We start from the raw sequence: 8,793 nt of genomic DNA, 5'->3' as shown, positions 1-8,793 counted from the left end.
CCATTTCGGATTACGACCTTTTGGGAGGCATATCTGAGCTTGAAGGCGAAATGGCGGACAATCCTGATGACCCCATGATCGCCGCCGTTGTGGCCCTTGCCCATATCGATCTGGCCTGGGCGTGGCGCGGTACAGCGTCGGACACGGCGCTGCCGCCTTTGCACCGATCACGCTGCGCGGCACATTTTGACCGGGCCGCAGCGATCTTGCCGAAATGCCGGGCGGATGCGCCTGACAGCCCATTGATTGCGGCGGCAAACTGTGCGCTTTTGGCCGGACAACGCCGCGCCAACGCGCGTGTGTCTGATGAATACGAGCGCCTGATCACGCTGGACCCGCGCAATCAACGGCACATGCGCGCCATGGGCAGCCATCTGTTGCCGCGATGGTTCGGAAGCTATGAAGAGTTGGAACTACAGGCGCTGCGCACGGCTGCACGAACACAGGACGTCTGGGGTGCCGCTGGCTATACTTGGGTTCAGTTCGATGCCATTTCGCTGGACGAAGTGGCCTGCGCACGCGTCGATGCCGAGTATTTCCTGGACGGGGTGCGTGATATCGTGCGGCTGCGGCCGGACCAGCAAATGATCAACATGCTCTCGGCCTATTGCGCGATCACTATCCAAAACGGACGCGGCCGGAACGAACAAGCCGACCAGTTCCGTGCGCAAATGCGCGATACTGCAAACTGGCTGATCCGTGATCACCTGACCGAGTTGCACCCCCTGATCTGGGCACACGCGACCGCAGGGTTCAACAACTCTGTGCGCATCAACTCGCCCGAGCGGTTTGCCGCGCGGGGTCAGCGGGATGCTTTGCGGGCGATCTCGGATTTGTTCCGGGATGAATTGCGCAGCGGTATGGACGTGACCTTCACACCCTCGGGCCTGCAGTTTTCTCAGAACTGATCTCAACAGGATTCCCCCTTGCCCCTAGGCCGTGCCGGGCCTAATACGCAGGCTTAGACTTCTGCGGAAACTAGAGGCGCGCCATGCTCGACCTGACATATGAAATGCCCAAACCCAAAACCATTGCCGGGGCCAAGCACGACTGGGAACTGGTGATCGGGATGGAGGTGCACGCTCAGGTCTCATCCAATGCAAAGCTGTTTTCCGGTGCGTCGACCCAATTCGGGGCCGAGCCGAACTCGAACGTGGCCTTTGTGGACGCGGCGATGCCGGGAATGCTGCCGGTGATCAACGAATACTGCGTTGAACAGGCTGTGCGCACCGGGCTGGGCCTGAAGGCGGACATCAACCTGAAATCGGCGTTCGACCGCAAGAACTATTTCTACCCGGACCTGCCGCAGGGCTATCAGATCTCGCAGCTCTACCACCCCATTGTGGGCGAAGGCGAAGTGCTGGTCGAGATGGGTGACGGCACCGCACGCATGGTTCGCATCGAACGCATCCACATGGAACAGGACGCGGGTAAATCGATCCACGACATGGACCCGCATATGTCCTTCGTCGACCTGAACCGCACCGGTGTCTGCCTGATGGAGATCGTCAGCCGCCCTGACATTCGTGGCCCCGAAGAGGCCGCTGCCTATATCGCCAAGCTGCGCCAGATCATGCGGTATCTGGGCACCTGTGATGGCAACATGCAGAACGGAAACCTGCGGGCGGACGTCAACGTCTCGATTTGTCTGCCGGGTGCGTATGAGAAGTATCAGGAAACACAGGATTTCTCACATTTGGGCACGCGCTGTGAGATCAAGAACATGAACTCGATGCGCTTCATCCAACAAGCGATTGAGGTCGAAGCCCGCCGCCAGATCGCCATCGTCGAAGGGGGTGGTGAGGTCGAGCAGGAAACCCGCCTGTACGACCCGGACAAAGGCGAGACACGCTCGATGCGGTCCAAGGAAGAGGCGCACGACTATCGTTACTTCCCCGACCCTGATCTGCTGCCGCTGGAAATCGAACAAGCATGGGTCGATGACATCGCCGCCAGGTTGCCGGAACTGCCTGACGAGAAAAAAGCACGTTTTATCAGCGAATTCGGCCTGACCGACTATGACGCGTCGGTTCTGACTGCCGAAGTCGAAAGCGCTGCCTATTTCGAGGACGTCGCAAAGGGCCGCAACGGTAAGCTGGCTGCAAACTGGGTGATCAACGAGCTGTTCGGTCGTCTGAAGAAAGAAGACCACGATATCACCGACTCGCCGGTGTCCCCGGCGCAGTTGGGTGGGATCATTGATCTGATCTCGTCGGATGCCATTTCGGGCAAGATAGCCAAGGACCTGTTCGAGATCGTCTATACCGAGGGCGGTGACCCGGCGCAGATCGTCGAAGACCGCGGCATGAAGCAGGTGACTGATACCGGCGCTATCGAAGCTGCCCTGGATGAAATCATTGCCGCCAATCCGGCACAGGTCGAAAAGGCCAAGGTGAACCCGAAACTGGCGGGTTGGTTCGTGGGTCAGGTCATGAAGGCGACCGGAGGCAAAGCGAACCCGAAGGCTGTGAACGAACTGGTCAGCAAAAAGCTGGGGTCTTAACACGTTTTATGTGTACAGGTCTGCCAGCGGCAACGCGCGGACCTGTACACATCGTAATCTCACGAATTCTTAAGCTTTGGGGTCAAGCCATCGGCTTGACTTCCCCCTGTTCGCGCTTTTTCTTCGCCTCCAGAGAGGTGAGGTATCATGCAGAACAGATTTGATCAGGAACTCGAAGACCGGCTGGTGCGGTACACGGCCATCGACAGTCAGAGCGACGAGACTTCGCCCACAACCCCCAGCACGCAAATCCAGTTCAACATGCTGAACCTGTTGCGCGATGAATTGAACCAGATCGGCGCGCAAGATATCGAGATCACAAGCGACAGCGTGGTGGTCGCGACCATTCCCGGAAACGCTCCGGGGCCGACAGTGGGCTTTTTGGCCCATGTGGATACGGCCCCTCAGTTCAACGCCACGGGAGTCAAGCCACGTGTAATCAAGGGATACAACGGTGGCGATATCTCGTTCCCCGACGATCCTGATCTGGTTCTGTCGCCGGAAGAAAACCCCTATCTGGCCAAGAAGATTGGCCATGACCTGATCACCGCTTCAGGCACGACCCTGCTGGGTGCGGATGACAAGGCGGGCGTGTCGATCCTGATGACCATGGCGCGGCACCTGATCGAAAACCCGGAAATTCCGCACGGACCGATCCGCTTCGCCTTTACCCCGGATGAAGAGATCGGGCGCGGAGTGACCGAGAAGCTTCCCAAGGACCTTGGCGCGGATTTCGCCTATACTCTGGACGGTCAGGAAGTCGGTGAGATCGAGTACGAAAGCTTTTCAGCCGACCGTGCGGTGATCAGGATCGAAGGTGTTTCCATCCATCCCGGTTTGGCGAAGGACAAGATGGTGAACGCAGCACATCTGGCGGCCAAGATCGTTCAAACGCTGCCTCAGGCCACCATGACCCCGGAAACCACCGATGGGCGAGAAGGCTTCATCCATGTCACCGACATGAATGGCGGCTCGTCCGAGATGGAGATCAAGCTGATACTGCGTGATTTCGAGCTGGACGCACTGGAAGCCCAGCGCAACATCGTGCGTCAAGTGTGCGCCGCAGTGCAGGCCACGGAACCGCGCGCGACCATCACCTGCGAGATCAGCCATCAGTATCGCAATATGCGCTATTGGCTGGAAAATGACATGACACCCGTCGATCTCGCCCGCGATGCCTGCCGCGAGTTGGGGATCGAGCCTCTGTCCGTTCCGATCCGTGGCGGCACCGACGGGTCGCGCCTGACAGAGTTCGGCACCCCCTGCCCCAATCTGTTCACCGGGATGCAATGCATTCACGGACCGATGGAATGGATCTCAGTACAGGATATGGCGCTGGCCACAGAACTGTGCCTGTCGGTTGTGACCAAGGCGGCACAGGCAGGCGGTAATCATCAGGGCTGAAATCCGCCGGTTGGGCAACGGCTCTTTCCCTCGGGGATCAGCGTGTTAGTTTGGCGCGAACAGGTGTTTAGGAACAGTTGATGCAGCGCTACGAATACAAGGTGATCCCCGCCCCGCAAAAAGGTGTCAAAGCCAAAGGGGTGAAAACACCCGAGGGTCGCTTTGCGGTCTCGGTTGAACAGGTCCTGAACCAGATGGGTCAGGACGGTTGGGAATACCAACGCGCCGAGCTTTTGCCCAGCGAAGAACGCGCGGGCCTGACCGGATCGACAACGAACTGGCGCAATGTGCTTGTGTTCCGACGGGCAGTAGAAGAGGAAATAGACGCATCCGAAGTCGGTACAGCACCAGATACGGACAGCACCCCTTTGGCCCAGCCGGTTCCAGGCCCTGACGAGGTTCAGGCGCCGAAACCGATTGCGGCAGAAGCGGATGAACCGCCTTTGTCGTTGAAACGGTCTGATGAAGTATCCGAGGCCAGTGACACGTCAAAAACCTAGTCTTTGTCGCAGGCTTGGGTATCTGAATCAAGACACTAAGCCACCCGCTAATTTGAGATAATTCCCACATCTTTAAACTTTTACCACGCCTTCAACACAGGTTGCCCGGCAGCACCCACGTCTTGGCTTATCCTGTGTGGGTTCCAGCGCACTTCGGTCGCGAATGGCCGGAACAGACGCCTGCCAATGCGTGATCTCGCCAGAAAAAGAACAGAAGCGTCAAAAAACTGGCGACGACTTGAACACAAGCAGTACGCGCCATTTGAAAAAGGGATACGCACCCCGAAAATCTGTGGCATGCTAACACGGCAACCGGGAGGGACAGCAAAAATGGCTATTCGGCAGACGCAAGGGCGGGCGCGCCTTTATGACACCATTCTCGACACAGTGGGCGACACGCCTTGCATCCGGGTCAATCGGATCGCGCCAGATCATGTGACCGTCTATGTGAAGTTCGAGGCGTTCAACCCGGCCGGTTCGGTCAAGGACAGGCTGGCGCTGAATATCATAGAAGCGGCGGAACGCGAGGGGCGGTTGAGGCCCGGCCAGACCGTTGTCGAAGCGACCTCGGGCAATACCGGCATCGGACTTGCGATGGTTTGCGCGGCCAAGGGATATCCTCTGGTTGTGACAATGGCCGAGAGCTTTTCGGTCGAACGGCGCAAATTGATGCGGTTTTTGGGCGCAAAGGTCGTTCTGACCCCCAAGGCACAAAAAGGGTTTGGCATGTACACCAAAGCCAAGGAGCTAGCTGAGGAAAACGGGTGGTTTTTGGCCAGCCAATTCGAAACCGCTGCCAATGCCGATATTCACGAGAACACCACAGCACAAGAAATTCTGGCGGATTTCGAGGGCAAACAGCTGGATTACTGGGTGACGGGCTACGGGACTGGCGGAACGGTTTCAGGTGTCTCGCGTATGTTGCGGAAAGAGCGGCCTCACACAAAGATCATCCTGACCGAGCCTGCCAATGCAGCTATCGTATCTTCGGGTTACGTCAACACCCGCAACGATGATCATCAGCCCACGGAAAGCCACCCTAAGTTTGAACCACATCCGATTCAGGGATGGACGCCGGACTTCATCCCATGGGTGCTGCAGGAAGCGATCGACAATTCTTATTACGACGCATTGATCCCTGTGCCCGGACCTGAAGGGATCGAATGGTCACGCCGTCTTGCCTCGGAAGAAGGCATTTTCACCGGGATTTCTGGCGGATCGACATTTGCTGTGGCGATGAAAATGGCCGAAACCGTCCCTGAAGGATCGGTTATGCTGGTCATGCTGCCGGACACCGGCGAGCGTTACCTTTCGACCCCGTTGTTCGAGGGGATCGAAGACGGCATGACCGAAGAAGAATACGCGATTTCGGCTTCTACGCCTTCGGCGCAGATGAGCGCGGACTGACGTCCGGCGCGTTCAGGTATCAATATCCAACGCCAGCGCGTGAATGCGGGGCACGATATCGCCCAAAGCCTTGTGAACCGCACGATGTCGGGCGACGCGAGATTGCCCTTCGAAGGCGGCGGCGCGAATGCGGACGTTGAAATGGCTCTCGCCGCCTTCCTGAAACCCCGCGTGGCCGCGGTGGCTTTCGCTGTCGTCTATCACCTCAAGCTCGCGCGGGTCAAAGGCGGCTTGCAGGCAGGTTCGGATCTCGTCGGTCACGCTCATTTTTTCGCTCAGCGGCAAAAATTTTACCGCTCCCCTCTTCTACTTTCGGCTGCTTAGACTAAACTGCTGCCTCCGAGTCGAAAAGATGTGTTCGTGAGGATCAGAGCATGACGAAATCAGACCCCTTTGGATTCGATATGTCCGTTTCCAGCGCCAAGAAAAAGAATCCGCGCGGGCGCCGGGGCATGTCGGGCGCGTCCGAGACGTCGACTCGAGTTTGCGATCACCCTGGATGCGAGGAGCCCGGCAAATTCCGCGCGCCCAAAGCTCCAGATGTGTTGGACGACTTTTACTGGTTCTGCCAGCAGCATGTGCGCGAATATAACCAGAAATGGAACTTCTTCGACGGCACCACCGAGGCTGAGCTGAATGCCCAGCGGTCGAAAGACAAAGTGTGGGAACGCGAAACCAAGCCAATGGGTGACCCTGAAGCACGCGCCTGGGCCCGCCTGGGCATCGAGGACCCGCATCAGGTTCTGGGGGCCAACAGTACACAAAACAAAGGCCGCACGTCGGGCGGCGGCGGCCGTCGCCTACCGCCCACCGAGCGCCGTGCCATCGAGATTCTGGAAGCCAATGACAGCTGGTCCAAAGCCGAGGTACGTAAGGCCTACAAAAAATTGATCAAGGTTCTGCACCCGGACATGAACGGCGGTGACCGATCTCAGGAAGAACAGCTGCAAGAGGTTGTGTGGGCCTGGGATCAGATCAAGGACAGCCGGAACTTCAAGTAAAGCCGCTGCGTATTTCAGACCGAGCCTTCTGACTGTTTTATAACACAGTCGTAAAAGGTTGTGCGTCGGCTCACTGGTAACCCGTTTCGATTCCCGCAATAGTCACAGGGTTTAAACCGGAATTCTCAACGGAGCGACAATATTGCGTTTGCCACTGATCGCGTTCCTTGTCTCGCTGGGTGGCTTCTTTGCTGCCCCGTTTCTGCCAGCAGAATACGAAAACGTGCAAGCGTTCAGCTTGCTTTGCATGGTCATCAGCTTGATCTGGGGCCTGCGCGCCTGGCGCAGGTGGCGCGTAGCCAATACCTGGGTCATCGTGGACGGGTCCAATGTGATCCATTGGAAAGAAGGTGACCCGGATCTGGGCACCTTGCGTCTGGTCCTTGCAGCCCTGAAGCGCGCCGGTTTCAGACCGGGCGTCGTTTTCGATGCGAATGTCGGCTACAAGATCGAGGGCAAATTCATGAACGACCGGGCGCTGAGCCGCGCTTTGGGTTTGAGGACCAAACAGGTGATGGTCGCCCCCAAGGGTACGCCCGCAGATCCCTTGATTTTGCAGGCATCGCGAGACAGCAAAGCACGCATTGTCACAAACGACAGGTTCAAGGACTGGGTTGATGAGTTTCCGGATGTGGTGAACACAGATCGCCTTGTGAAAGGTGGCTTTCGGAAGGGTGAGCTTTGGTTTTCACTCTGATGTAGGATCCGTGTTGTTTCTTGAAGAACGCTGATTGAGAATCCTGCCCTTCGTTTCGATAGAGCCAGTTTGAAAGAAAAACCTGGTCACCTTTTCTGGTAGCCCTCTTTCCCTTGCCCTTGCCCGCAATATGTTGCACCACACACGGGTTCAGACCCGGCAAGGCGGGCCAAAGGATAAGGACAAGACGAATGGCTGACGGATCGATCGACGTAAACGCAAAACCAACCGAAGATATCTCGGTCCGCGACGTATTCGGCATTGATACGGAAATGAAGGTTAAAGGCTTTGCCGAGGCGTCTGACCGGGTACCGGCCATCGACCCGACCTATAAGTTTGACCCTGAAACGACGCTGGCCATTCTGGCGGGTTTTGCCCACAACCGTCGTGTGATGATCCAGGGCTATCACGGCACCGGCAAATCAACTCATATTGAACAGGTCGCGGCGCGTTTGAACTGGCCTGCTGTGCGGGTGAACCTGGACAGCCACATCAGCCGGATCGACCTGATCGGCAAGGACGCGATCAAGCTGCGCGACGGCAAGCAGGTCACTGAGTTCCACGAAGGCATCCTGCCCTGGGCGCTGCGTAACCCGGTCGCCATCGTGTTCGACGAATATGACGCGGGCCGCGCGGACGTGATGTTCGTGATCCAGCGTGTTCTGGAGCATGACGGCAAACTGACCCTGCTGGACCAGAACGAGATCATCACACCGAACCCGAACTTCCGCCTGTTTGCCACCGCCAACACCGTTGGTCTGGGCGACACCACGGGCCTGTACCACGGCACGCAGCAGATCAACCAGGCACAGATGGACCGCTGGTCTTTGGTCTCGACCCTGAACTATCTGAGCCACGATGCAGAAACGATGATCGTGCTGTCGAAAGCGCCGCATTACAACACAGCTGATGGCCGCAAGACCGTCAGTCAGATGGTCACTGTGGCCGACCTGACCCGGACTGCTTTTATGAATGGCGATCTGTCGACCGTCATGAGCCCCCGTACGGTGATCAACTGGGCTCAGAACGCCGAGATTTTCCGTGATGTGGGCTATGCGTTCCGCCTGTCCTTCCTGAACAAATGTGACGAGCTGGAGCGCCAGACTGTGGCCGAGTTCTATCAGCGCTGCTTCGACGAAGAGCTGCCAGAAAGCGCGGCAAGCGTAAGCTTGGGTTAATCCGCTGGATTGCGCCCGTTTACGGGCGCAATGCCTCTGGCGGAGGTATTTTTAGCCAGATGAAGGCGGATCCGGTTTCTCTGCTGATGGAAATTCGGGCGGC

At 57.6% G+C, this 8,793-nt stretch carries 9 protein-coding genes; 8 read left to right on the top strand and 1 reads right to left on the bottom strand.

The window, feature by feature from the left end; genetic code table 11:
* From AC2FNU_RS09040 to AC2FNU_RS09020, 5 genes are all read left to right on the top strand, one after another.
* Window positions 1–908, top strand: a 908-nt coding sequence (locus tag AC2FNU_RS09040) for a hypothetical protein (RefSeq protein WP_496787397.1), incomplete at its 5' end; no start/stop codon positions are given.
* Between the two features lie 83 nt (window positions 909–991).
* Window positions 992–2,503: an Asp-tRNA(Asn)/Glu-tRNA(Gln) amidotransferase subunit GatB gene (gene gatB / locus AC2FNU_RS09035; protein WP_496787395.1), complete on the top strand. Its 1,512-nt coding sequence runs from the start codon at window positions 992–994 to the stop codon at window positions 2,501–2,503.
* A gap of 147 nt (window positions 2,504–2,650) precedes the next feature.
* On the top strand, window positions 2,651–3,907 hold the full coding sequence (gene pepT / locus AC2FNU_RS09030; RefSeq protein WP_496787393.1) for a peptidase T: 1,257 nt from the start codon (window positions 2,651–2,653) through the stop codon (window positions 3,905–3,907).
* 80 nt (window positions 3,908–3,987) lie between these two features.
* Entirely contained in the window at window positions 3,988–4,407 is a 420-nt protein-coding gene (locus tag AC2FNU_RS09025; RefSeq protein WP_496787391.1) for a DUF4177 domain-containing protein, read from the top strand.
* A 330-nt stretch (window positions 4,408–4,737) separates the two neighbouring features.
* Window positions 4,738–5,814 (top strand): PLP-dependent cysteine synthase family protein, encoded by a 1,077-nt coding sequence (locus AC2FNU_RS09020; RefSeq protein WP_496787389.1) that lies wholly within the window; start codon window positions 4,738–4,740, stop codon window positions 5,812–5,814.
* Window positions 5,815–5,826: 12 nt separating this feature from the next.
* Here AC2FNU_RS09020 and AC2FNU_RS09015 read toward each other — a convergent pair whose 3' ends face one another.
* Entirely contained in the window at window positions 5,827–6,081 is a 255-nt protein-coding gene (locus AC2FNU_RS09015) for a BolA family protein (RefSeq protein WP_171184953.1), read from the bottom strand.
* A gap of 107 nt (window positions 6,082–6,188) precedes the next feature.
* Between AC2FNU_RS09015 and AC2FNU_RS09010 the strand changes: the two genes are divergently transcribed.
* From AC2FNU_RS09010 to cobS, 3 genes are all read left to right on the top strand, one after another.
* Complete coding sequence (locus AC2FNU_RS09010; RefSeq protein ID WP_496787388.1) at window positions 6,189–6,815, top strand: J domain-containing protein; 627 nt, start codon at window positions 6,189–6,191, stop codon at window positions 6,813–6,815.
* A gap of 142 nt (window positions 6,816–6,957) precedes the next feature.
* On the top strand, window positions 6,958–7,512 hold the full coding sequence (locus tag AC2FNU_RS09005; protein ID WP_496787386.1) for an NYN domain-containing protein: 555 nt from the start codon (window positions 6,958–6,960) through the stop codon (window positions 7,510–7,512).
* A 191-nt stretch (window positions 7,513–7,703) separates the two neighbouring features.
* Window positions 7,704–8,690 (top strand): cobaltochelatase subunit CobS, encoded by a 987-nt coding sequence (cobS, locus tag AC2FNU_RS09000; RefSeq protein ID WP_496787384.1) that lies wholly within the window; start codon window positions 7,704–7,706, stop codon window positions 8,688–8,690.
* Window positions 8,691–8,793 lie beyond the last annotated feature (103 nt).

It is taken from the genome of Ruegeria sp. BHSB064, assembly GCF_059613205.1.
This window is presented reverse-complemented; position numbering and strand designations above follow the sequence as displayed.

Coding starts and splice junctions, on each gene's coding strand:
- gatB (WP_496787395.1), top strand. CDS start 992: ATGCTCGACCTGACATATGAAATGCCCAAACCCAAAACCATTGCCGGG.
- pepT (WP_496787393.1), top strand. CDS start 2,651: ATGCAGAACAGATTTGATCAGGAACTCGAAGACCGGCTGGTGCGGTAC.
- AC2FNU_RS09025 (WP_496787391.1), top strand. CDS start 3,988: ATGCAGCGCTACGAATACAAGGTGATCCCCGCCCCGCAAAAAGGTGTC.
- AC2FNU_RS09020 (WP_496787389.1), top strand. CDS start 4,738: ATGGCTATTCGGCAGACGCAAGGGCGGGCGCGCCTTTATGACACCATT.
- AC2FNU_RS09015 (WP_171184953.1), bottom strand. CDS start 6,081: ATGAGCGTGACCGACGAGATCCGAACCTGCCTGCAAGCCGCCTTTGAC.
- AC2FNU_RS09010 (WP_496787388.1), top strand. CDS start 6,189: ATGACGAAATCAGACCCCTTTGGATTCGATATGTCCGTTTCCAGCGCC.
- cobS (WP_496787384.1), top strand. CDS start 7,704: ATGGCTGACGGATCGATCGACGTAAACGCAAAACCAACCGAAGATATC.